1 protein-coding gene (cut by a window edge) is annotated in these 26,834 nt (G+C 70.5%); it reads left to right on the forward strand.

The window, feature by feature from the left end; all coding sequences use genetic code 11:
- Positions 1-26,834, forward strand: the 5' portion of a protein-coding gene (locus ACJH7A_RS17620; RefSeq protein WP_406802436.1) for a non-ribosomal peptide synthase/polyketide synthase. Its footprint extends 4,102 nt past the window's final position; only the first 26,834 of its 30,936 coding nucleotides appear in the window; the start codon lies at positions 1-3; its stop codon lies beyond the right edge, outside the window.

Raw genomic sequence — 26,834 nt, forward strand, 5'->3', positions numbered from 1 at the left:
ATGGATCTCGGCGATTCGTCGTTGCCTGTCACGCGTGGGCAGTTGGACATCTGGCTCGCGCAGGAAACGGGTCAATCGGCTGCGGAGTGGCAGCTCGGCATCTTCGTGAAGATTGACGGGCCGGTCGACTTCGATGTCTTCGAGCGCTCGATCCGCCACGTCGTCGGCGAGGCCGAGCCGGTGCGGGCGACGTTCGCCGAGTCCGACGGCCAGGTGCGGCAGCGGTTGCTCGACGTCGCCGATATCGAGGTCGCCCTTCACGATCTGACGCATGCCGACCAGCCGATGGCGGCGGCGCGCGCGACCGCCTCGGTGCTGCAGCGCACCCCCATGCCGCTCGACGGCCCACTGCTGCGCTTCGCCTACTTCCGGGCCGGCGCCGACGAGTCCTACTTCTTCGCCTGCTGCCACCACATCGTCGCCGACGGCATCGGCCTGGCCCTGGTCCTGCAGCGCATCGCCGCGGTCTACTCGGAATCCGTTGCGGGCAAAGCGATTCAGCCGTCCTACTTCAGTTCGCTGCGGGATCTGCTGGAGTCCGAAGAGGCGTACGAAGCCTCCGCGGACTACGCCGAGGACGAGGCGTACTGGCTGGCGAACCTGCCGGCAGAGCCGACGCGCGAGCTGTCGCCCGATGACGCCGCGCCCGCCGAGGACGGCTCGTCGGACCCGATTCAGCTCGCCCCCGCGCTGCTCGCCCAGGTCGAACGACTGTGTGAGGCCTGGGATGTGCGCCGGTCCACGGTGCTCATCGCCGCGTGTGCCCTGGTGCTGCGGGGCCGGGCCGCCGAGGGGCACGAGGTGGTACTCGACCTGCCGGTGACCCGGCGCGTGCTGCAGGTCTCGAAGACGCTGCCCGGCATGGTCGCCGGGGTCGTGCCGCTGGTGCTGCAGGTTTCCCCTGACGCCACGGTCGCCGAATTCTGTGCGCATGTGCACAGCCGTACCCGAGAAGCGGTGCGCCATCAGCGATTCCCGGTCCAGGCACTGGAACGCAAGAGGTACGGGTCGGGCGCCGACCGGATCGTGGTGGACTTTCTGCCGTCGGGGTTCACCGTGCCGCTGGGCGAGGCCACCGCGGCCGCGCAACTGATCTCCGGTCTCGGTCGGGGCTCCGGGCTGGCGTTCTCGGGTACCGGTGACGAGCTGTCCGTCACGACGTTCGGTACCCGGCAGCTCGACGTCGCGGAACTGGCGGACCAGCTGGACCGTGTGCTGACCGCGATGACGGCCGATCCGGCACAACGCCTGTCGGCGTTGCCGGTGCTCGGTGCGCCGGCTGAGGACCGGCTGGCGGAACTCGGCAACTGGGCGACGCTGGCCGCCGAAGCGGCCCCGCCGCTGTCCATCCCGGCGCTGTTCGCCGAACAGGTGGCCCGCGTGCCGGAGGCGGTGGCGCTCAGTGGCGACGGTCGGCCGCTCACCTACCGCGAGCTGGACCGCGCGTCGAACCGGGTGGCGCAACTGCTCGCCGACCGCGGTACGGGCCCGGGGCGCCGCGTCGCGGTGATGCTGCCGCGGTCGTCCGAGGCCATCGTGACGATCCTGGGCGTGCTCAAGTCCGGCGCGGCCTACCTGCCGATCGACCCGGCACTGCCGGACTCGCGAATCGCCTTCATGCTGGTCGACTCCGCACCGTTCGCGGCTGTCACCACGGCGGCCCTGGCCGACCGCTTCGACGGTTTCGACGGCGTCGTCATCGATGTGCGGGAGCCGTTCGACGGGCCCGACGACTGGCCCGCCGCGGCCGGGCCGGAGCCCGACGACATCGCCTACGTCATCTACACCTCGGGCACGACCGGGACACCGAAAGGTGTTGCGATTGCCCATCAGAACCTGACGCAGCTGATCGCCGCGCAGGATGCCGGCCTGCCGTCCGAGCAGGCGTGGTCGCACTGGCATTCGTACGCCTTCGATTTCTCGGTGTGGGAGATCTTCTCCGCGCTGCTGCGCGGTGGCCGCCTGGTGGTGGTACCCGAGTCGGTGTCCGCCGATCCCGCCGAGTTCCATGACTTCCTGATCGCCGAAGAAGTCACCGTTCTCACGCAAACCCCTTCTGCCATCGGCATGTTGGACATGGCGGGCCTGGAGTCGTGCGCGCTGGTGATGGGCGGCGAGGCGTGCCCGGCCGAGGTGGTCGAGCAATGGGCACCGGGCCGCACGATGGTCAACGGCTACGGCCCGACCGAGACGACGATCTATGCGGCGATCAGTGCACCGCTGGCGGCAGGTGGCGGCGCGGCACCCATCGGTGCGCCGCCGAGTGGCACGGCACTGTTCGTGCTGGACGGCTGGATGCGGCCGGTGCAGCCCGGCGTCGTCGGCGAACTGTATGTCGCCGGTGCCGGTGTGGGCGTCGGCTATCTGCACCGGACCGCATTGACCGGATCACGTTTCGTGCCATGCCCGTTCGGCAAGCCGGGCGAGCGGATGTACCGCACCGGAGACCTGGTGTACTGGGGCGACGACGGCCAGCTGCGGTACGTGGGACGCGCCGACGCTCAGGTCAAGGTCCGCGGCTACCGCATCGAATTGGGCGAAGTCCAAACAGCTTTGGCCGCACTCGACGGCGTCGTGCAGGCAGCGGTGATCGTCCGGGAGGACCGCCCCGGCGACAAGCGCCTCGTCGGCTACGTCACCGGCGCCGTCGACCCGGTCGAGGTGCGGGCCGCCCTCGCCGAGCGCCTGTCGGCGTACCTCGTTCCCGCCGCGGTGGTGGCGCTGGCCGAACTGCCGCTCACCACGAGCGGCAAGCTCGATACCCGCGCCCTGCCAGCCCCGGAGTACACGGGCGACGACTACCGCGCGCCGGACAGCCCTGTCGAAGAGATCCTGGCCGCCATCTATGCGGAGACCCTCGGGCTGGAGCCGGCGGCCGTCAGCGTCGACGACTCGTTCTTCGAGCTGGGCGGCGACAGCATCCTCGCGATGCAGGTGGCGGCGCGCGCCCGCGCCGCCGGCCTGGCGTGCCGCCCGCGTGACGTGTTCGTCGAGCAGACGGTGGCGCGCCTGGCGCAGACGGTGACCGTGACCGACGATGTGGACGACGTCGTCGACGAGGGCATCGGACCGGTGCCGGCCACGCCCATCATCCGGTGGTTCTCGAGTCTGGACGCGCCGGCCGGTGCCGGCGAGTTCAACCAGACCCTCGTGTTGCAGGCGCCGCCCGGCGCCACCGGCGCCGACGCGGTGATGTTGTTGCAGGCCTTGATGAACCGGCACGCCATGCTGCGGCTGCGGGTCGGCGCCGACGGGGCCCTGTCGGTACCCGAAGCCGCATCCGTCGACGCCCGCGACTGCATCGTGGAGGTCGACGAGCTGTCAGAGGCCGCCGTGGCGGCGGCGCGGCGGCGGCTGGACCCGAGCGCCGCGGTGGTGGTCAGCGCCGTGTGGGTCGCCCCCAGCCGGCAGCTGGTCCTGATCATCCATCACCTCGCGGTTGACGGCGTGTCATGGCGAATTCTGTTGGAAGACCTGAACATTGCGTGGGCGCAGCATCGCGGCGGCCAGCCGGTGGAGCTGACGACGACGGGCACCTCGTTCCAGCGGTGGGCCACGCTGCTCACCGAGTACGCGCACGATCCACAGGTGCGGGCGCAGGCGGCGGCCTGGCAACAGGTGGCGGCGGTACCGGCGGCGCTGCCGGCCGCGGACCCCGCCGTGGACACCTACGTCACCGCGGGCCGGCTGTCCGCGACGCTCGACGCCGAGCACACCCGGGCACTCCTCGGCGAGGTACCGGCGGCATTTCACGCCGGCGTGCAGGACATCCTGCTCATCGGGTTCGCCCTTGCGGTCACGGAATTCCTGGGCACCGGCGGCACTCCCGTCGGTATCGACGTCGAGAGCCACGGGCGCGACGAAGACATCGCCGACGGCGTGGATCTCTCGCGCACCGTCGGCTGGTTCACCGCCAAATACCCGGTGTCACTGGCGCTGGGGGAGCTGTCCTGGTCGCAGATCGCCTCGGGCGATGAGGCGCTCGGCGCCGCCGTCAAGGCGGCCAAGGAACAGTTGCGCGCGCAGCCCGCGGGCCTGACCTACGGCCTGCTGCGGTACCTGAACGACGATGTCGATCTCGACGGCGCGGAGCCGAGCCTCGGGTTCAACTATCTCGGCCGCCTGGGCTTTCCGCAGATCGCCGGCGTCGAGGAGCTGTGGCGGCTGGGCCGCGAAGAGCTGTCCCCGGCCGGCGCCGCAGCCCCGCTACCGCTGTTCCACACCGTGGAACTCAACGCCGGCACCGTCGACACCGACGCCGGACCGCAACTGCAGGCCGACTGGACCTGGGCGACCTCGGTTCTCGACGACGCCCAGCTGAACCGGTTGAGCCGGTTGTGGTTCGAGGCGCTGGCCGGCATCTGCGCACACGTCCGGGCGGGTGGCGGCGGATTGACGCCGTCGGACATCGCGCCGGCGCACCTGGGGCAGCAGCAGATCGACCAGCTGCAGCAGCAATACCGGGTCGCCGACATCCTGCCGCTGACGCCGTTGCAGCAGGGTCTGCTGTTCCACAGCAGCACCGCGCACGAGCGGGCCGACGTCGCGGCCGAGATGTACTCGGTGCAGCTGGACTTCACACTGACCGGCGCGCTGGACCCGCAGCGGCTCCGCGACGCCGTGCAACGCACCGTCAACCGGCATCCCCACCTGGCGGCCACCTTCTGCCAGCAGTTCGACGATCCGGTGCAGGTGATCCTGGCCGAGCCCGAAATCGCCTGGCGATTCGTCGATTTCGGCGCGACGGGCGTGCTCGACGAAGACGAGATTCAGCGGCTGTGCGCCGCCGAACGTATCGCGGTCGGCGACCTCGCCGGTGAGCCGCCGTTCCGGGCGCTGCTGATCCGCATCGCTCCGGACCGGCACCGGTTCGTGCTGACCAATCACCACATCGTGCTGGACGGCTGGTCGCTGCCGATCCTGTTGCGGGAAATCTTCGCCGGTTACGCCGGGCACCGGTTGCCGCCCGCGGCGTCGTACCGGAAGTTCATCACCTGGCTCGCCGACCGCGATCTCGATGCGGCGCGCGCGGCGTGGGGTGCGGTGCTCGCGGGCTTCGAGACACCGACGCTGGTGGGCCCGCAGGACCGGCTTCAGGACCGCCTGGGTCGCGGCCAGCGCGGCTTTGCGTCGTTCCAGGTTCCGGCGGAGACCACGCGCGCCCTCGGCGAGCTGGCGCGCTCCTGCCAGACCACCGTCAGCACCGTGCTGCAAGGTGCGTGGGCCGTGCTGCTGACGTCCTTGACCGGCAAGCACGACGTGGCGTTCGGAACCGCGCGGTCGCGGCTCGGCCAGCTCGATGTGGGCGACACCGAATCGATGGTGGGCCTGCTGATCAACACTGTGCCGGTGCGCGCCAACCTAACCGCGGGCACCACCGTCACCGGCCTGCTCGACCAGCTGCAGACCGCGCACAACGACACCCTCGACCACCAGCACCTGGCGCTGGGCGAGATTCACCGCGTCGCCGGCCACGACCAGCTGTTCGACACGCTGTTCGTGTACGAGAACTACCCGGTCGAGGCCGGCATGTCTGTCGGGGTCGACGACCTCGCCATCGCCGAGTTCGCGAACCGCGAGTTCAACCACTACCCGCTGACCGTCGAGGCGTTCCCGGGCGATGAACTCGGGCTGCACATCGAATACGACACCGAGGTGTTCAGCGCCGCCGGTATCGATGCGCTGATCGGCAGGCTCAGCCGGCTGCTGGTGGCGATGACCGCGGACCCGGCGCGAAAGCTGTTGTCCATCAACCTCCTCGACGCGGCCGAGCAGGACGAGTTGCGGCGCTGGTCGGGTGCCGGCGTACGGGCACCGATCGGCCTCGGGCCCGAGCTCCTGGCCGCGGCCGTCGCGGCCGATCCGGATGCAGTCGCCGTCATCGACGGCGCCCACAGTCTGACGTATCGCGAGCTCGACGAAGCCTCGAATCGATTGGCGCGCCTGCTGATCGCGGGCGGCGTCGGTCCCGAACGCGCCGTGGGTGTCGCGATGGACCGGTGCGCCGAACTGGTGGTGGCATGGTGGGCGGTGCTCAAGGCCGGCGGCGTGTACGTGCCGGTGGACCGCACCCATCCCGTCGAACGCATTGCCACGGTGCTGGATTCGGTTGCCGCCACGTGCGTACTCACCCGGGACACCGACCAGATCGGTGGCGCGGGATCACGTCCGGTACTCCGGGCGGATACCGACTTGTCGGACCACAGCGCCGAACCGGTCACCGACGCCGAGCGCTCGGCGCCGCTGACGGTCGACAACACCGCCTACGTCATCTTCACGTCGGGCTCGACGGGCGAGCCCAAGGGCGTCGCGGTCAGCCATGCCGGTCTGCTGGGTGCCGCTGCGGCACAACACGACTCGTACCGCCTGACGGCCGACGCGCGCGTGCTGATGGTCGCCGCCCCGACCTTCGACGCGTCGCTGTTCGAGATGCTGATGGCGACCGGCGCGGCCGCCGCGTTGGTGGTGGCGCCGCGGGACGTGTACGCCGGTGAGGCGCTCGTCGACCTGATGCAACAACACCGGGTCAGCGCGACGCTGCTGACCCCGACGGTGGTGGCATCGCTGGATCGGGCGCGGCTCGACGGACTGACCACACTGATCACCGGCGGTGAGGCCTGCCCCGAAGAACTGGTGCAGGCGTGGGCACCCGGGCGCCGCATGTTCAACGCGTACGGACCCAGCGAATCCACCATCTGGGCCACCGGCACGCCGCTGACGCCGGGGCGGCCGGTGAACATCGGGACGCCCATCGCGGGTACCCGGACCCTGGTGCTCGACGCGCAGCTCAACCCCGTACCGCCGGGCGTGACGGGTGAGCTGTACCTGGCCGGCCCCGCCGTCGCGCTCGGCTATGTGGGCCGTCCGACGCTGACCGCCGAGCGGTTCGTCGCCAATCCGCATGGCCGTCAAGATGATTCCGGCAGCCGGATGTACCGGACCGGCGACCTGGCGCGCTGGAACGCCGACGGCACGCTGGACTACCTGGGCCGGGCCGACACCCAGATCAAGCTGCGCGGCCAGCGCATCGAACTCGGTGAGATCGAGAGCGCGCTGCTGGCCTGCCCGCAGGTCAGCCAGGCGGCCGCCACCGTGCACCACGGCACCGGCGGCGCCCAACTCGTCGGCTACATCACGTTCGAACATGCCACCGACGGCACCCGCGACACCGAACACGACGCGGAGATCGTCGGGGAGTGGCAGGACATCTACGACGAGCTTTACGCCGCCGACGACGCGGAAGGTGAAGCGCCCGAGTTCGGTTCGGACTTCCGGGGCTGGAACAGCAGCTACACCGGCGAGCCGATTCCGCTGGCCGAGATGGAGCAGTGGCGGGCCGCCACGATCGACCGGATCATGGAGCTGCGGCCGCGGCGCGTCCTCGAGATCGGTGCCGGTTCCGGCCTGATCCTGTCCCAGATCGCACCGCACTGCGAGCAGTACGTCGCGACCGACGTGTCATCGGCGGCGGTGGACAAGCTGGCGCGGTCGTTGCGCGAGTTGGACATTCCGTGGCGTGACCGCGTCGAGTTCATGGCACGACCGGCGCACGTCACCGATGGGCTGCCCCGCGGCCATTTCGACACCATCATCGTGAACTCGGTGGTCCAGTACTTCCCCAATGCGGCATACCTGACCGAGGTCATCGACAAGGCCGTCGAGCTGCTGGCGCCCGGCGGCACCCTGTTCCTCGGCGACATCCGTAATCACAGTCTGCAGCACACTTTCCAGACCGCCATCGTGCTGGCCCGCAGCGAGAACGCCGGCACCGATGCCGCCGTGCTCCGGCAGCGTGTCGAGCATGCCGTGCTCGGTGAGGCCGAGCTGCTCCTGGCGCCCGAGTACTTCACGACCTGGGCCGCGCGGCGGGAATCCGCTGTCGGACTGGCCATTCGGATCAAGCGCGGTACCGCGGACAACGAACTCAACCGCTACCGGTACGACGTCACCATCCACAAGGCGCCCGCGTCCGGCCGGTCGGTGGCCGACATCCCGACCTGGACGTGGGACGACTGCGCCGACCTGGCCGGCCTGCAGCACCGGCTGGCCGACCTGCGGCCCGAGGCCATCCGCATCACCGACATCCCCCGCGCGGGCGTGCGCATCGACGTCCGGCTGGAACAGGAGCTCGCTGGGATCCCCGCGGACACCGAAATCCCCGAGGCCACAACGGAAGAACTGCACCGCGTCGGCGAACAGGCGGGATATCAGGTCGCCGTCACCTGGGGTGCCGCACCGGGCAGCGTCGACGCCGTCTTCGTCAGTCCGGGTGACAGCCCGCTGACCGACCTGTACCGGCCGCTCGCGCACACCGGCGTGCACGCCAACGAACCGCACAGCAGCACGAAGATCGGCGCCGTCCGGAACCGCCTGAGCGCGTGGCTGCCCGATTACATGGTGCCGCAGCACATCGTGGTGCTCGACGAGATGCCGTTGACCACATCGGGCAAGCTCGACCGCAAGGCGCTGCCGGCGCCCGAGTACACCGACACCGACGGCTACCGGGCCCCGGCCGGTGTGGTGGAAGAGATCCTCGCGGACATCTACGCCCAGGTGCTGGGTGTGCAGCGCGTCGGGGTGGACGATTCGTTCTTCGACCTGGGCGGCGACTCGCTGTCCGCGATGCGGCTGATCGGCGCGGTCAATTCGAGCCTGGCCGTGGACCTTTCGGTGCGCGCCCTGTTCGAGGCACCCACCGTGGCGCAGCTGGCCCCGCGCATCGGTGGCGACGCCACGCGCCTGGCTCCGCTGGAAGCCGGCGACCGGCCCGAGGTACTTCCGCTGTCGTTCGCGCAGAACCGCTTGTGGTTCTTCGACCAGTTGCAGGGACCGTCGGCCATCTACAACCTGGCCGTGGCGCTGCGGCTGCGCGGCCGCCTCGACACCGACGCACTCGGCCGCGCGTTGGCCGACGTGGTGGCCCGCCATGAAAGCCTGCGGACGTTGTTCGTGGCGCCGGAGGGCGCACCCCAGCAGGTGATCATCCCCGCGGACCAGGCCGACATCGGGTGGGAGACCATCGACGCCGGCGGCTGGCCGGCACATCGGGTCGACGACGCGGTGGGCGCGGCAGCCCGGCACACCTTCGACCTGTCGGCGCAGATCCCGTTCCACGCCAAGCTCTTCCGCATCACCGACGACAATCACATCCTGGTCGTCGTGGTGCACCACATCGCGGCCGACGGCTCGTCGGTCACGCCGCTGGTGCGCGATCTCGGACTGGCCTATGCCAGCCGGTGCGCGGGACGGTCTCCCGACTGGTCGCCGCTGCCGGTGCAGTACGTCGACTACACGCTGTGGCAGCGTGCACAATTCGGCGAACTCGACGATGCCGACGGTCCCATCGCCGCCCAGCTCGACTTCTGGCAGGACACCCTGGCCGGCCTGCCGGAGCGTCTCGACCTGCCCACCGACCGCCCCTATCCGCCGACGGCCGACCACCACGGCGCCCGGGTCACCGTGCAGTGGCCGGTAGCGCTGCAGCAGCAGATCCGCCGCGTCGCCCGGGAGCACAACGCGACCAGCTTCATGGTGATCCAGGCGGCCTTCGCGGCACTGCTGGCACGCATCAGCTCGACTTCCGATGTGGCGGTGGGCTTTCCGATCGCGGGCCGGCGTGACGCCGCACTCGATGATCTGGTCGGCTTCTTCGTCAACACCCTGGTGCTGCGCGTCGACCTGGGCGAGTTCCCGGGCGGCGACCCCACGTTCGTCGACCTCCTCGCGCAGGTCCGCCGACGGAGCCTGGCGGCGTACGAGCACCAGGACGTGCCGTTCGAGATGCTCGTCGAGCGGCTGAATCCCACCCGCAGCCTCACCCATCACCCGGTGGTCCAGGTGCTGCTGGGCTGGCAGAACTTCTCCTGGCAGGCCGGCGATGCGGCCGGGCTGGCCCTCGGCGACCTGCAGGTGACGCCGCTGACGGTCGATACCCAGACCGCCCGGATGGATCTGGCGTTCTCCCTGGGCGAGCGCTGGGACGGTGACGGCGAACCCGACGGGCTCGACGTGATGGTGGAGTTCCGCACGGACATCTTCGACGCGGAGAGCATCCAGGCGCTGGTCGGCCGATTCGAGCGAATGGTGTCGGCGTTCAGCGCCGATCCGGAGCAGCGGCTGTCGTCGGTGAACCTCCTCGACGACGTCGAGCAGGCCCGGCTGGACCGCTGGGGCAACCGCGCCGTGCTGGGTCAGCCGGCAGTGGTGACGACGGTGCCCGAGGTGTTCGCCGCCCAGGCCGCCCGCACCCCCGATGCGGTCGCGGTGGTGTGTGGCGACCGGTCCCTGACCTACCGGGAACTCGACGCGGCGTCGAACCGGCTGGCGAACCTGCTGACCGCGCAGGGCGCCGGGCCGGGACAGATTGTCGCCCTGCTGTTCCCGCGCTCGGCCGAAGCGATCGTGGCGATCCTCGCGGTGCAGAAGTCCGGCGCGGCATACCTGCCGTTCGACCCGGCGCTGCCGGCATCGCGCATCGAGTTCATGCTCGGTGATGCCGCACCGATCGCGGTTGTCACCACCGCCGAGCTCGCCGACCGATTCGACGGATTCGGCGTCACGGTGATCGACGTGGCCGATCCGCGGGTGGCGACGCAGCGCAGCACCCCGCCGCAGGGCCCCGCGCCCGACGACGTGGCTCACCTGATCTACACCTCGGGCACCACCGGGACGCCCAAAGGCGTTGCGGTCACGCAATACAACGTCGTCCAGTTGTTCCAGGGCCTGGAGATCGGCATCGAGTTGTCGCCGGCAGCCGGGGCGAGCGAAGCGACGGGAAATGCACAGGTGTGGACGCAGTTCCACTCCTACGCGTTCGACTTCTCGGTGTGGGAGATCTGGGGCGCGCTGCTGCACGGCGGGCGGCTCGTGGTGGTCCCCGACGCGGTGGCCCGCTCCGCCGATGACTTCCACGACCTGCTGGTGCGCGAGCGCGTCACCGTCCTCACCCAAACCCCTTCCGCGGCAGCGGTGTTGTCCACCGATGGGCTGGACGCGGCCGACCTGGTCATCGGCGCCGAGGCCTGCCCGCCCGAGATGGTCGACCGCTGGGCACCCGGCCGGACCATGGTCAACGTCTACGGTCCGACCGAGACGACCATGTGGCTGTGCAAGAGCCTGCCGCTGACCGCGGGCTCCGGGGCGCCGCCGATCGGCTCGCCCACGGCGGGCGCGGCATTCTTCGTCCTCGACGAGTCGTTGCGCCCCGTGCCGCCGGGCGTCGTCGGTGAGCTGTACCTCGCGGGCCGCGGCGTCGGCATCGGCTACTGGCGCCGGTCCGGCCTGACGGCAACGCGTTTCATGGCCTGCCCGTTCGGCGAACCGGGCACGCGCATGTACCGCACCGGCGACCTGGTGTCGTGGCGCCCCGACGGGCAGCTCGACTACTTCGGGCGCGCCGACGAGCAGGTCAAGGTGCGCGGCTACCGCATCGAATTGGGTGATGTCCGTTCGGCGTTGGCCGAGCTGCCGGGTGTCGAACACGCGGCCGTGATCGCGCGCGAGGACCGTCCCGGCGACAAGCGCCTGGTCGGCTACATCGTCGGCCCGGCGGACCCGGCCGAGGCGCGCACCGCACTGGCGCACCGGTTGCCGGGCTACATGGTCCCGGCCGCCGTCATCGCGGTGCCGGCACTTCCGGTCACCGTCAACGGCAAGCTGGACACGCGGGCACTGCCGGCGCCGGACTACCAGGACGCCGCGCGGTACCGGGCGCCCTCGGGGCCGGTCGAGGAAACCCTGACAGCCATCTACGCCGAACTTCTCGGTGTCGAGCGGGTCGGCGTCGACGATTCGTTCTTCGACCTCGGCGGAGATTCGTTGTCCACCATGCGATTGATCGCCGGCATCAACGCGGCGCTCGATGTCGAGCTGCCGGTGCGCACGGTCTTCGAGGCACCCACCGTGGCTCAGCTCGCCGCGCGGATCGGCGACGGGGCGACGCGGCGCGCGCCGCTGGTGGCTGTCGAGCGACCCGACACCATCCCGCTGTCCTTCGCCCAGAACCGGTTGTGGTTCGTCGACCAATTGCAGGGTGCGTCAGCGCTTTACAACATGCCGGTGATGCTGCGGTTGCAGGGCCGGCTCGATGCCGACGCGTTGCGGGCAGCGCTGGCCGACGTGGTCGGCCGGCACGAGAGCCTGCGCACGGTGTTCACGGCGACCGGTGGCACGCCCCGGCAGGTGGTCGTGCCCGCCGACCAGATGGAACTCGGCTGGGACGTCGTCGATGCCGGCGCCTGGACCGATGAGCAGCGCACAGATGCGGTGCGTGCGGCCGCACAGTACGTGTTCGACCTGTCCACCGAAATCCCGGTGCGCGCCAGCCTGTTCCGCCTCGCCGACGATGAGCACCTGCTGGTGGCAGTCGTGCATCACATCGCCGCGGACGGCTGGTCGCTGCAGCCGCTCGTCACCGATCTCGGCACGGCGTACGTCAGCCGCTGTGCCGGGCAAGCGCCGGGCTGGGCGCCGTTGGCCGTGCAGTACGTCGACTACACCTTGTGGCAGCGTGCGCAACTCGGCGAACTCGACGCACCCGACAGCGAGGTCGCGGCCCAGCTGACCTACTGGACCGAGGCCTTGGCCGGCATCCCCGACCGGATCAACCTGCCGACCGACCGGCCGTACCCCGCGGTCGCCGATCTCCAGGGCGCGACCATCGACGTGGACTGGCCCGCCGAGTTGCAGCAGCAGATCGCGCGCGTGGCACGTGAGCACAACGCGACCAGCTTCATGGTGGTGCAAGCAGCGCTCGCCGTCATGCTGGCCAAGCTCAGCGCGAGTTCCGATGTCGCCATCGGCTTTCCGATCGCGGGGCGGCGCGATCCCGCCCTCGACGACCTCGTGGGCTTCTTCGTCAACACCCTGGTGCTGCGCGTCGACCTCACCGGAAACCCGACCGTCGAAGAGCTCTTGGCGCAGGTGCGCGCACGCAGCCTCGCGGCCTACGAACATCAGGACGTGCCCTTCGAGGTACTGGTCGAGCGCCTGAACCCGGCACGTTCCCTGTCGCACCACCCGCTGGTGCAGGTGCTGCTCGGCTGGCAGAACCTGCCCTGGCAGCACATCGATACCGCGGGTGGCCTGGCGCTGGGTGACCTCACGGTCACGCCGCTGCCGGTGGAAACCCAGGCCGCGCGCATGGACCTGGCGTTCTCGTTGTCCGAACGCTGGACTGCCACAGGAGAACCCGCGGGCATCGGCGGCATCGTCGAGTTCCGCACCGACGTTTTCGACGCGGCGAGCGTCGAAGCGCTGGTGCATCGGATGCAGGGTGTGTTGGCGGCCATGACAGCCGATCCCGCCCGAACGCTGTCCACGGTGGATCTGCTGACGCCCCAGGAGCGCGACCGGATCGCGGCCATCGGCCACCGGGACGTGTTGACGCGGCCATCGAGTCCGCCGTCGATCCCCGAGCTGTTCGCCACCCACGTCCGTGCCGTGCCCGATGCGGTCGCGATCACCGACGCGGGTGCCGAGCTGACCTACGCGGAGCTCGATGCGGCGTCGAACCGCGTTGCCCACCTGTTGGCCGACCGCGGCGTCGGTCCGGGTTCGGTTGTCGCGCTGCTGCTTTCCCGCTCGGCCGACGCCATTGTCGCGATGCTCGGTGTGCTCAAGGCCGGCGCGGCCTATCTGCCGATCGATGTCACGTGGCCGTCGGCGCGCATCGCGTTCGTCCTCGATGACGCGGCACCGGTGGCGGCGATCAGTACCGAGCCGGACCTGTTGTCGGGCTTCAGTGGAGCGGTGGTCTCGGTCGCCGACGCTGCCGGACAAGCTGATTCAGCGCTGCCGGTGCCGAATGCCGATGCGCCGGCCTACCTGATCTACACCTCCGGTACCACCGGAGTACCCAAGGGTGTCGGGCTCACGCACGCCAATGTGACGCAGCTGCTCGGGCCGGTCGACGCGGGCCTCCCGGCTGCCGGGGTCTGGAGCCACGCGCATTCGCTGGCGTTCGACGTCTCGGTGTGGGAGATCTTCGGGCCGCTGCTCCGTGGCGGCCGCGTCGTGGTGATCGGTGACGACGTGGCCCGGTCTTCGGCGGAGTTGCATCAGACTCTGGTGCGCGAAAGCGTCACGGTCTTGACCCAGACCCCGACGGCGGCAGCGGTGTTGTCGCCGGCCGGACTGGAAGATGCGGCCCTTGTCGCGGTGGGTGAGGCCTGCCCGCCCGAGGTGGTGCAGCGCTGGGCGACCGGCGGTCGCCTGATGGTCAACGCCTACGGGCCGACCGAGACCACGATGTGCGTCGCGATCAGCGCGCCGCTGACGGCTGAATCGGTATCGGAATCCGCTGTGGTGCCCATCGGTTCACCGGTGGGCGGCGCGGCGCTGTTCGTACTCGACGACTCGTTGCAGCCGGTGCCGCCCGGGGTCGTCGGCGAGCTGTATGTCGCCGGTGCCGGTGTGGGTGTCGGCTATCTGGGACGCGCCGGGCTGAGCGCATCGCGTTTCGTGGCATGCCCGTTCGGGGCGCCCGGAGAGCGGATGTACCGCACCGGCGACCTGGTGCGCTGGGGTGCCGACGGACAGTTGACGTACCTGGGCCGTGCCGACGAGCAGGTCAAGATTCGCGGCTACCGCATCGAACTCGGTGACGTGCAAAGCGCTTTGGCCGCCGTCGACGGAGTGCAGCAGGCCGTCGTGATCGCCCGTGAGGACCGGCCGGGTGACAGGCGCCTGGTCGGCTACGTGACCGGCGCGGTCGACCCGGCCGCGGCGCGGGCCGAACTGGCGCACCGGCTTCCGGGCTACATGGTGCCGGCCGCGATCATGACGCTGGACCGCTTGCCGCTGACCGCCAACGGCAAGCTGGATACCCGGGCCCTGCCCGCGCCCGACTACGTGGCAGGCGACTACCGGGCACCGGCCACCGCGGTCGAGGAAATCCTGGCCGGCATCTTCGCGAATCTGTTGGGACACAGCCGTGTCGGTGTGGACGATTCGTTCTTCGATCTCGGTGGCGACAGCATCGCCGCCATGCGCCTGACCGCCGCGATCAACGCCGCACTGGACACGGACCTGGCGGTGCGCACCGTGTTCGAGGCGCCGACGATCGCCGAGTTGGCGCCGCGGATCGGGACGGCCGCGCCGCGGCGCGAGCCGCTGGTACCCGGGGAACGGCCGGACGTCATCCCGCTGTCCTTTGCCCAGAATCGCCTGTGGTTCCTGGAACAACTGCAGGGCCCGTCCGCGACCTACAACCTCGCCACGGTGCTGCGTCTCACCGGAGAGCTCGACGCCGGCGCGCTGCACGCCGCGCTCGTCGATGTCGTGGCCCGGCACGAGGCGCTGCGGACCGTGTTCGTCGCCCCGGACGGCGTGCCGCAGCAGGTGGTGCTGCCCGCCTCCCGGGCCGACATCGGTTGGGAGAGCACCGATGCGACCGGCTGGTCCAGGGACCGGCTGGACGCTGCCGTAGCCGACGCGGCCCGGTACGCCTTCGACATCGCCACCGAGATTCCGTTGCGGGCCAGCCTGTTCCGGGTTGCCGACGACGACCACATCCTGGTCGCCGCCGTGCATCACATCGCGGCCGACGGCTGGTCGATCACGCCGCTGGCGCGCGATCTGGGCGTCGCCTACGCGAGTCGGTGCGCCGGACTGACACCGCAGTGGTCCGAGCTGCCGGTGCAGTACGTCGACTACACGCTGTGGCAGCGTGCGCAATTCGGGGATCTGCACGACAGTGACAGCCCGATCGCGGCGCAGCTCGACTACTGGCAGGACGCGTTGGCGGGGCTGCCCGAGCGCCTGCAACTGCCGACCGACCGGCCGTACCCGCTCGTGGCGGATCAGCACGGCGCGACCGTCGCCATCGACTGGCCGGCCGCGCTGCAGCAGCAGATCGCGCAGGTGGCGCGTGACCACAACGCCACCGGATTCATGGTGGTGCAGGCGGCTCTGGCCCTGCTGCTGTCGGCCGTCAGCGCGAGTCCCGATGTCGCCGTGGGTTTCCCGATCGCCGGCCGCACCGACCCGGCGCTCGACGACCTCGTCGGCTTCTTCGTCAACACCCTGGTGCTGCGTGTCGACCTGTCCGGCGACCCGACGTTCGCCGACCTGCTGGCGCAGGTGCAGCAGCGCAGCCTCGCGGCCTACGAGAACCAGGACGTGCCGTTCGAGGTACTCGTCGAGCGGCTGAACCCGACGCGGAACCTGACGCATCATCCGCTGGTGCAGGTGCTCCTGGCGTGGCAGAACCTCCCAGGCCAGCAGGCGCACGGCGCCGGGTTGACGCTCGGTGACCTCGAGGTGACGCCGGTCCCGGTCGACACCCAGACCGCGCGCATGGACCTGACGTTCTCGCTCGGCGAGCGCTGGGCCGACGACGGCGCTCCCGCCGGCATCGCGGGAACCGTCGAATATCGCACCGACGTGTTCGACGCGCCGAGCATCGAGACACTGATCGAGCGGCTGCAGCGCGTATTGGCCTCCGTCAGTGCCGATCCCACGGCGCCGGTGTCCAAGGTCACGTTGCTCGACGACGCCGAGCACACGCGCCTCGACGAGCTCGCCAACCGTGCGGCGCTCCAGCGGCCCGCCCCTGACGTATCGATCCCGGAACTGTTCGCCGGCGTCGCCGCGCGCACGCCGGACGCGCACGCAGTCAGTTGCGCGGGCGACACCCTGACCTACCGCGAACTCGATCGGCGGGCCAACCAGTTCGCGCACCTGCTCGCGACGCACGGCGCCGGTCCGGGACAGACTGTGGCGCTGCTGCTGCCCCGGTCCGCGGAAGCCATCGTGGCGATCCTGGCGGTACTCAAGACCGGGGCGGCCTACCTGCCATTGGATCCGGCGCTGCCGGCGTCCCGCGTCGAATTCGTGCTCGCGGACGCGGCGCCGGTCGCGGTGATCACCACCGGCGACCTGGCAGACCGCGTCTCCGGCATCGACATCGCGGTGCTCGATGTGGACGAGCCGTCCGTGGCCGGCCGGCCCGACACCGCCCTGGCCGGACCCGCAGCAGACGACATCGCCTACCTGATCTACACCTCCGGCACCACCGGTGTCCCGAAAGGCGTTGCCGTCGCGCACCGTAACGTGACCCAGCTGATCGGCGCCCCGGACTCCGGGCTGCCGACCGCCGGTGTGTGGAGCCAGTGGCACTCGCTGGCGTTCGACGTCTCGGTGTGGGAAATCTTCGGTGCGCTGCTGAACGGCGGCCGCCTGGTCGTCGTGCCCGAGTCGGTGGCGCGGGCACCGGAGGACCTCCACGCGCTCGTGGTGGCCGAGCGGGTCACCGTACTGAGCCTGACTCCCTCTGCGGCAGGCGCACTTTCGACCGACGGCCTGGACGGCGTCACCCTGGTGGTCGCGGGCGAGGCGTGCCCCACCGATCTGGTCGACCGCTGGGCCGGCCGCGTCATGATCAACGCCTACGGACCCACCGAGGCGACCATCTATGCCGCGATCAGCGCACCGCTCACAGCCGGTGAGCCGACGGTGCCGATCGGCTCGCCGGTGCCGAACGGCGCAACGTTCGTGCTGGACAGTCACTTACGGCCGGTTCCGGTCGGTGTCGTCGGTGAGCTGTACCTCGCCGGCGGGGGAGTGGCGGCAGGGTATCTGCGCCGCGGCGGACTGACCGCCGCACGCTTCGTGGCGTGTCCGTTCGGCGCGCCCGGCGCCCGCATGTACCGCACCGGTGACCTGGTGCGGTGGCGGGCCGACGGCCAATTGGACTACCTGGGCCGGGCCGACGATCAGGTCAAGATCCGTGGCTACCGCATCGAACTGGGCGATATCCAGGCCGCGCTGGCGGACCTGGACGGTGTGGACCAGGCCGCGGTGATCGCCCGCGAAGATCGGCCGGGGGACAAGCGACTCGTCGGCTATCTCACCGGCTCGGCCGACCCGGAGACGGTTCGCGCCGCGCTGGCAGACCGGTTGCCGGCGTACATGATTCCGGCCGCGGTGGTTGTGGTGCCGGAACTGCCGCTGACCGCCAACGGCAAACTCGATGTCCGGGCGCTTCCGGCGCCCGAATATGCCGCGGGTGATTACCGAGCGCCCGCCAACGCCATCGAGGAAGTCCTCGCCGGCATCTACGCCGCGGTACTCGGTGTCGAGCGCGTCGGCGTCGACGACTCGTTCTTCGACCTCGGTGGCGACAGCATTTCGTCGATGCAGGTCGTGACCCGCGCGCGGGCGGCAGGCCTGATCTGCCGGACCAAGGACCTGTTCGTCGAGCAGACCGTCGCCCGGCTGGCCCGGGTGGTCGAGGTGAGCGAAAACCCCGACGGGGACGCCGATTCGGGTGTCGGCCCGCTGCCGGCCACCCCGATCATCGAATGGCTGCGCACCGTCGACGGCCCCACCGACCAGTTCAACCAGACCGTCGTGCTGCAGGCCCCGGCGCACGCCACCGACGCGGACGCGGCGATCCTGCTGCAGGCCTTGCTCGATCGCCACGCCACGCTGCGCCTGCGCGTCGAGGACGGTGAGTTGAGCACCGCTGAGCCCGGCGCCGTGGACGTCCGCGATTGCCTGCACACCGCCGACACCTGGACCGACGACGCGCTCGCCGCGGCGCGCGCGCAGCTGAACCCCGCTGCCGGGGCCATGCTGAGCGCGCTGTGGGTGGCCGACAGCCGGCAACTCGCGATCATCATCCACCACTTGGCGGTCGACGCCGTGTCGTGGCGAATCCTGTTGGAAGACCTGAACATCGCGTGGGTGCAGCACCGGGCCGGACAGCCCGTGGCATTGCCGGCGGGTGGTACCTCGTTCCGGCGGTGGGCGCAGGTGCTCGCCGAGCATGCCCAGACGACCGACGTCGCCGCTCACGCCGCGGCCTGGCAGCGCGTCACGCAGGCGCCGGCCGTATTGCCTGCCGTGCAGCCCGCGATCGACACCTTCGCCAGTGCGGGGCACCTCGCCGCCGAACTGGATGCCGAGACCACCGCGACGCTGCTGAGCGCCGTGCCGTCGGCGTTCCACGCCGGGATCAACGACATCCTGGTCATCGGATTCGCCTTGGCCCTGGCGGAATTCGCGGGTGAGCACGGCGGGACGATCGGCATCGATGTCGAGGGGCACGGGCGTCATGAAGACCTCGGCGCCGATATCGACCTGACCCGGACCGTCGGCTGGTTCACCACCAAGTCCCCGGTGTCGATCACCCTCGGGGACATCACCTGGGCACAGGTGATCGCCGGTGACACGGCGCTGGGCGCCGTCGTCAAGGACGCCAAGGAGCAACTCCGGGCACTGCCGGACCCGCTCAGCTACGGCTTGCTGCGGTACCTGAATCCCGTTGTGGACGGCAACGATCCGACCGTCGGCTTCAACTACCTCGGGCGACAGGGCGGTACCACCGAACTGTCCGAGGACCTCTGGCGCATCGGGGACCGGACCCCCTCCGCGGCCCTGGCGATCCCCATGCCGCTCATGCACACCCTGGAACTGGGGGCCGGCGCCGTCGAGACTCCCGACGGTCCACGGCTGCATGCCAATTGGACCTGGGCGCCATCGGCACTCGACGCGGAACAGGTGACGCGCCTGAGCCGGCTGTGGTTCGAAGCGCTGTCCGGCATCTGCGCCCACGTGTCGGACGGCGGTGGCGGCCTGACACCGTCCGACATCGCGCCGGCCCGCCTCAGCCAGCAGCAGCTCGATGAGCTGGAACGGCAGCGCGCAGTCGCCGACGTACTACCACTGACCCCGGTGCAGGAGGGCCTGCTCTTCCACGCCACCACCGCCCAGAGCGACGGTGACCTCTACGCCGGACAGCTCGACATCGGCGTCACCGGCCGGCTCGACGCCGACCGGCTGCACACCGCCGTGCGCGCCGCGGTCGCCCGGCATCCGCATCTGGTGGCGAGCTTCCACTCGAGGTTCGGCCAGCCGGTCCAGGTCATCCCGGCCGAGCCCGAAATCGGCTGGCAGTACCTGGAACTCGACAGCGACGCGCAGGTGACACAGCTCCGCGCAGCCGAGCGTGCCGCGGTGTGCGACCTCGGTGCCGGGCCGGTCTTCCGCGCCGCGCTGATCCGGGTCGCACCCGACCGGTACCGGTTCGTGCTGACAAACCACCACATCGTGCTCGACGGCTGGTCGATGCCGATCCTGCTGGCGGAGATCTTCGCGAACTACCACGGTCACCGGCTCCCGCCGGCCACGCCGTACCGCAACTACGTCAGCTGGCTGACCGATCGGGACCACGACGCGGCCACCGCCGCATGGGGCGAACTGCTCCGCGGCCTCGATACGCCCACCTTGGTCGGACCCGCCGGTCGCACGGAATCGGGGCCGCGCGGTGTCGAGACCGTCACGCTCCCGGCGGAAATCGCCACGGCGGCCGCCGAATTGGCACGCGCCCGGCACACCACCGTCAACACCGTGCTGCAGGCCGCGTACGCCCAGCTCCTGTGCTGGCTCACCGGCAGCCACGACGTCGTGTTCGGCACCACGGTCTCCGGCCGGCCCGCCGAGGTCGCCGGCGTCGAATCGATGGTGGGCCTGTTCATCAACACCGTGCCGGTGCGCGCCAACCTCACCGCGACCACCACGGCCGCCGCGCTGCTCGACCAACTGCAGGGTGGGTACAACGACACGTTGGAGCATCAGTACCTGGCGCTCAATGACATTCACCGCATCACCGGTCAGGACCAGCTGTTCGACACGCTGTTCGCGTTCGAGAACTACCCCGTCGACACCGCGGCCCTGTCCAGCGATGCCGAGCTGGCCGTCACCGATGTGGCGACCCACGAATCCACGCACTACCCGCTGACCGTGCAGGCGCAACCGGGCCGCGAGCTGACCATCCGCGTCGAGTACGACACGACGGTCTTCGGCACGGCCGACATCGCGGCGATGGTCGAGCGGCTGCAGACCGTGCTGGCGGCCATGGCCGCCGATCCGGACCGGCCGCTGTCGGCGATCGATGCCCTCGAGCCGGACGAGCGGGCCACGGTCGATCGGTGGAGCGGGCGCGCCGTCCTGACCGAACCCGTCGCCGGGCAGACGGTTCCGGAACTGTTCGCCGCGCAGGTGTCTCGCACCCCCGATGCGGTGGCCCTGACCTACCAGGACTCGGCCTGGACGTACCGGGACCTGAACGACACCGCGGACCGGTTGGCTCACGCGTTGGCGGCTCGCGGCGCGGGTCCGGGACAGACCGTGGCACTGATGTTCCCCCGCTCGGCCGACGCGGTCATCGCGGTCCTGGCGGTGCTCAAGACCGGCGCGGCCTACCTGCCGATCGACCCCGCACTACCCACGGAACGCGTCGAGTTCATGGTCGCCGACGCGGCGCCGGTGCTGCTGTTCACCACCCCGGAACTGGTCGCCGAGATGTCGGGACCGGGTGTCCCCGTGCTGGACGTGGACACCGTCGCGGAACAGCGCAACGGCACCGTCACAGCGGTTTCCGGACCGGGCCCCGACGACATCGCGCACATCATCTACACCTCCGGAACCACCGGGCAGCCCAAGGGCGTCGCCGTCACGCACCGCAACGTGACGCAGCTCTTCGCCGGGCTGGACCTCGGCTTCGACCTGGGTCCGGAACAGGTGTGGGCGCAGTTCCATTCGTACTCGTTCGACTTCTCGGTGTGGGAGATCTGGGCGGCCCTGCTGCACGGCGGGCGCCTCGTGGTGGTCTCCGACGCGGTGGTCCGGTCGCCGGATGAGTTCCACGCCTTGCTCGTTCGCGAGGGCGTCACCGTGCTGGCGCAGACACCGTCGGCGGTCAGTCTGCTGTCGCCGCAGGGTCTGGAGTCGATGGCCTTGCTGATCGGTGCCGAGGCCTGCCCGCCGGAACTGGTGGACCGGTGGGCGCCGGGGCGTGTGATGCTCAACGTCTACGGCCCGACCGAGACCACCATGTGGGTCTCCAAGAGCACGCGGCTGACCGCGGGGTCCGGTGCGCCGCCGATCGGTTCGCCGGTCCCGGGCGCCGCGCTGTTCGTGCTCGACGAGTGGCTGCGGCCGGTGCGGCCGGGCGCGATCGGCGAACTCTACGTGGCGGGCCGCGGCGTCGGGGTCGGCTACTGGGGCCGATCCGCCTTGACCGCAACACGTTTCATGGCGTGCCCGTTCGGCGCGCCCGGAACGCGCATGTACCGGACGGGCGACCTGGCGAGCTGGGGTCCCGACGGGCAGCTGCGCTACCTCGGCCGCGCCGACGAACAGGTCAAGATCCGCGGCCATCGCATCGAACTGGGTGAAGTGCGGTCTGCTCTGGCGGCGGTGGCCGGCGTCGAGCAGGCGGTGGTGGTCACCCGCGAGGACGAAGCCGGCGGCAAGCGTCTGGTCGGCTACGTCGTCGGGTCGGTGAATCCGGCCGAGGTGCGTGCCGCGCTGGCGCAGCGTCTGCCCGGCTATATGGTGCCGGCGGCCGTTCTCGGCCTGGCCGAACTTCCCGTCACGGTCAACGGCAAGCTCGACACCCGCGCGCTGCCGGAACCGGAATACGTTGCGGGCGTGTACCGCGCGCCGGGCAGCCTCACCGAGGAGATCCTGGCCGGCGTCTACGCGCAGGTGCTCGGCATCGAACGGGTGGGTGTTGACGATTCGTTCTTCGACCTCGGTGGCGATTCGCTGTCGACGATGCGGCTGGTCGCGGCCATCAACTCCGCACTGGACGTCGACCTCCCGGTCCGCACGGTCTTCGAGGCACCCACCGTCGCACAGCTGGCGCCGCGAATCGTCGCCGGCGAGCGTGGCCTGCAGCCGCTGACCGTGGCGGCGCGGCCCGACGTGGTGCCGCTGTCGTTCGCGCAGAACCGGTTGTGGCTCGTCGACCAGGTGCAGGGGCCTTCGCCGGTCTACAACATGGCGACGGCCCTGCGGATCGAAGGCGCACTGAACGTCGAGGCCCTCGGCGCGGCGCTGACCGATGTCGTCGGCCGGCACGAGAGCCTGCGCACGCTGCTCACCGCACCCGACGGCACGCCCCAGCAGGTCGTGATTCCCGCGGCGCGTGCCGATTTCGGCTGGAACGTCGTCGACGCCACGCAGTGGTCGGCGAGCCGGCTGCACGACGCTCTCGAGGCCACCGCGCGGAGCACCTTCGACCTGGCCGTCGATATCCCGTTGCGGGCGAAACTCTTCCGCGTCGCGGACGACGAACACGTGCTGGTGGCCGTGGTGCATCACATCGCCGCCGACGGTTGGTCGCTGCGGCCGCTGGTCGCGGATCTGGGACTGGCCTACGCCAGCCGGTGCGCCGGGCAGGCGCCCGACTGGGCACCGCTGCCGGTGCAGTACATCGACTACACCCTCTGGCAACGCGCACAATTCGGCCGCCTCGACGACCGTGGCAGCCGGGTGGCGGCGCAGCTGGCGTACTGGGAGGACGCGCTCGCCGGCCTGCCCGAGCGCGTACAGCTGCCGACTGACCGGCCTTACCCGTTGGTCGCCGACATGGCCGGCGCGACGGTCGCCGTGCAGTGGCCCGCCGAGTTGCAGGAACAGGTCGCCCGGCTGGCCCGCGAGCACAATGCCACGACCTTCATGGTCGTGCAGGCCGCCTTGCTGGCGCTGCTCGCCAAGGTCAGCGCGAATGCCGATGTCGCCGTGGGCTTCCCGATCGCCGGACGACGCGATCCCGCACTCGATGACCTGGTCGGTTTCTTCGTCAACACTCTCGTGCTACGCGCCGACCTGACCGGCGACCCGACATTCGCCGACCTGCTGAACCAGGTCCGCAGCCGCAGCCTGGAGGCCTTCGAGCACCAGGACGTGCCGTTCGAGCTGTTGGTGGAGCGGCTGAATCCGGCGCGCAGCCTCACCCACCATCCGCTGGTGCAGGTCATGCTGTCGTGGCAGAACTTCACCGGCCTGACCGACCCCGCCGCCGGTTCCGGGTTGAAGGGCTTGGACGTCACGTCGATCCCGCTGGGCACCCAGTCCGCCCGCATGGACCTGACCTTCTCGCTTTCCGAACGCTGGACTGCGACAGGTGCACCCGCCGGCATCGGCGGCGAGGTGGAGTTCCGCACCGACGTGTTCGACGCGGAAACCGTTGCCGCGCTGGTCAACCGGATGGAATTGCTGCTGGCGGCGATGACCGCTGAGCCGCAGCGGGCGCTGTCGTCGGTGAGTCTGGTCGACGCCGCCGAACAGGTCCGCCTCGACGAGCTCGGGCACCGTGCGGTGCTCACCGCGCCGGCCGGGGCAGCCGGCTCCATCCCGGAGTTGTTCGCCGCGCAGGTGGCCCGCACTCCGGACGCGGGTGCGCTCACCTGGCAGGGCCGGACCCTGACCTACGCGGAACTGGACGCGGCGGCAAATCGGTTGGCACACGCACTGATCGGTCTCGGTGCCGGTCCGGGGCAGACGGTGGCACTGCTGTTCCACCGGTCTGCCGACGCGATCGTCTCGATCCTCGCGGTGCTCAAGACGGGGGCGGCGTACCTGCCGATCGATCCCGCCCTGCCGTCGGCGCGCATCGAGTTCATGCTCGGCGACGCCGCACCGGTCGCCGCCGTCACCACCGGCGATCTGGTCGAGCGCTTGGCCGGATTCGACCGGCCCGTCCTGGACGTCGCCGACGCGGATATCGAAAACCAGCCCGCCACAACGCCTCCGGCACCCAGCCTGGGTGACATCGCGTACCTGATCTACACCTCCGGCACCACCGGCGTGCCCAAAGGTGTTGCCATCACGCACCGCAACGTCGTGGGTCTGCTCGGTGAGCTGAAAGACCAGCTGCCGACGGCACGCGTGTGGAGCCAGTGGCATTCACTGGCCTTCGACGTCTCGGTGTGGGAGATCTTCGGTGCGCTGCTGCACGGTGGACGCCTCGTCGTGGTGTCCGAGACGGTGGCTCGCTCGCCGGAGGAACTGCACGAGCTGCTGGCTGCCGAGGGTGTCACGATGCTGACCCAAACTCCCTCCGCCGCAATGATGTTGTCGCCGGCGGGGCTGGAGTCGACGTCGCTGGTGGTCGCGGGCGAAGCCTGCCCGCCCGAGCTCGTCGATCGCTGGGCGACCGACAGTGCCCGAGCGGGCCGCGTCATGCTCAACGCCTACGGCCCGACCGAGGCCACCATCTACGCCGCGGTGAGCGCGCCGCTCACCGCGGGTTCGCCCGTCGCACCGATCGGCACGCCGGTGTCGGGTGCGGCGGCCTTCGTCCTGGACGAGCGGTTGCGCCCCGTGCCGGTCGGCGTGGTCGGTGAGTTGTACGTCGCCGGCTCGGGCGTCGCGGCCGGATACGTGCAGCGCGGCGGATTGACCGCGTCGCGCTTCGTGGCGTGCCCGTTCGGCGCGCCGGGACAACGCATGTACCGCACCGGTGACCTCGTGCGGTGGGGCGCCGATGGCCAGCTGCAGTACCTGGGGCGGGCCGACGAGCAGGTCAAGATTCGTGGCTACCGCATCGAACTGGGTGACGTGCAAACGGCTTTGGCCGGTCTCGACGGCGTCCGCCAGGCCGCGGTGATCGTGCGCGAGGACCGCCCGGGCGACAAGCGCCTCGTCGGCTACATCACCGGCACCGCCGACCCGGCCGAGGCGCGGGCCGCGGTGGCCAAACACCTTCCGGCGTACATGGTTCCGGCCGCGGTGGTCGCGATGGCGACGCTGCCGCTGACCCCCAACGGCAAGCTGGACCGGCGCGCGCTCCCGGCACCGACGTACGGCAACGCCGACCAGTACCGGGCGCCGCGAACGCCGGTCGAGGAGACGCTCGCCGCGGTCTACGCCGACGTCCTCGGCGTCGAGCGCGTCGGCGTGGACGATTCGTTCTTCGAGCTGGGCGGCGACAGCATCATGTCGATGCAGGTGGTGGCCCGGGCCCGGGCGGCCGGTCTGAGCTGCCGGCCGCGCGACGTCTTCGTCGAGCAGACGGTGGCGCGCCTGGCCCTCGTGGTCGAAACCGTCGGCGACACCGCCGATGTCGCCGACGCGGGTGTCGGCCCGGTGGTCGCGACACCGATCATGCGATGGCTGGCAGGTGTCGACGGTCCGACGGACCACTTCAACCAGACCATGGTGGTGCAGGCTCCGGCAGGCGCCACCGAGGCCGACGTCGCAATGCTGTTGCAGGCCCTGCTGGATCGGCACGCCATGCTGCGACTGCGGGCCGGCACCGACTGGTCGCTGCACGTGCCCGACGCGGGCACTGTCGATGCTCGGGAGTGCCTGCACACGGTCGACGAGCTGACGGAAGACGCGGTCTCCGCGGCACGGTCGCGGCTGAATCCGGCGGCCGGTGTGATGCTCAGCGCGCTGTGGGTGGCGCCGGCGCGTCAGCTCGTGCTGATCATCCACCACCTCGCCGTGGACGGCGTGTCGTGGCGAATCCTGCTGGAGGACTTGAACGTCGCGTGGCTGCAGTCCCGCGCGGGGCAGCCGGTCGAGCTTCCGGCGAGTGGCACGTCGTTCCAGCGCTGGGCGCAGGTCCTCGTCGAACACGCGGCGGCGCCCGAGGTGGTTGCGCAGGCCGAGGCGTGGCGGGAGGCGGCGGCGACGCCCGCACTGTTGCCCGCCGTGCAGCCGGAGCGGGACACCTTCGCCACGGCCGGGCAGCTGTCGGTCACGCTGGACGACGTCGACACCGTCCAGACGCTTTTGCGCGAGGCCCCGGCGGCGTTCCATGCCGGCATCAACGACGTCCTGCTGATCGGGTTCGCCCTGGCGATGGCCGAATTCGCCGGTAGCGGCCGCACCATCGGTATCGACGTGGAAGGCCATGGCCGGCACGACGAGATCACCGATAACGTCGATCTGTCGCGCACCGTCGGCTGGTTCACAACCAAGTACCCGGTGGCCGTCACGGTCGGGGAGCTGTCCTGGAGCCAGGTGACGTCCGGCGAGGCCGCCCTGGGCGCGGTGCTCAAGCACGCCAAGGAGCAGCTGCGCGCACTGCCGGA

The sequence above is a fragment of the Mycobacterium sp. SMC-17 genome, from assembly GCF_045310915.1.
Classification (GTDB): Bacteria; Actinomycetota; Actinomycetes; order Mycobacteriales; family Mycobacteriaceae; genus Mycobacterium.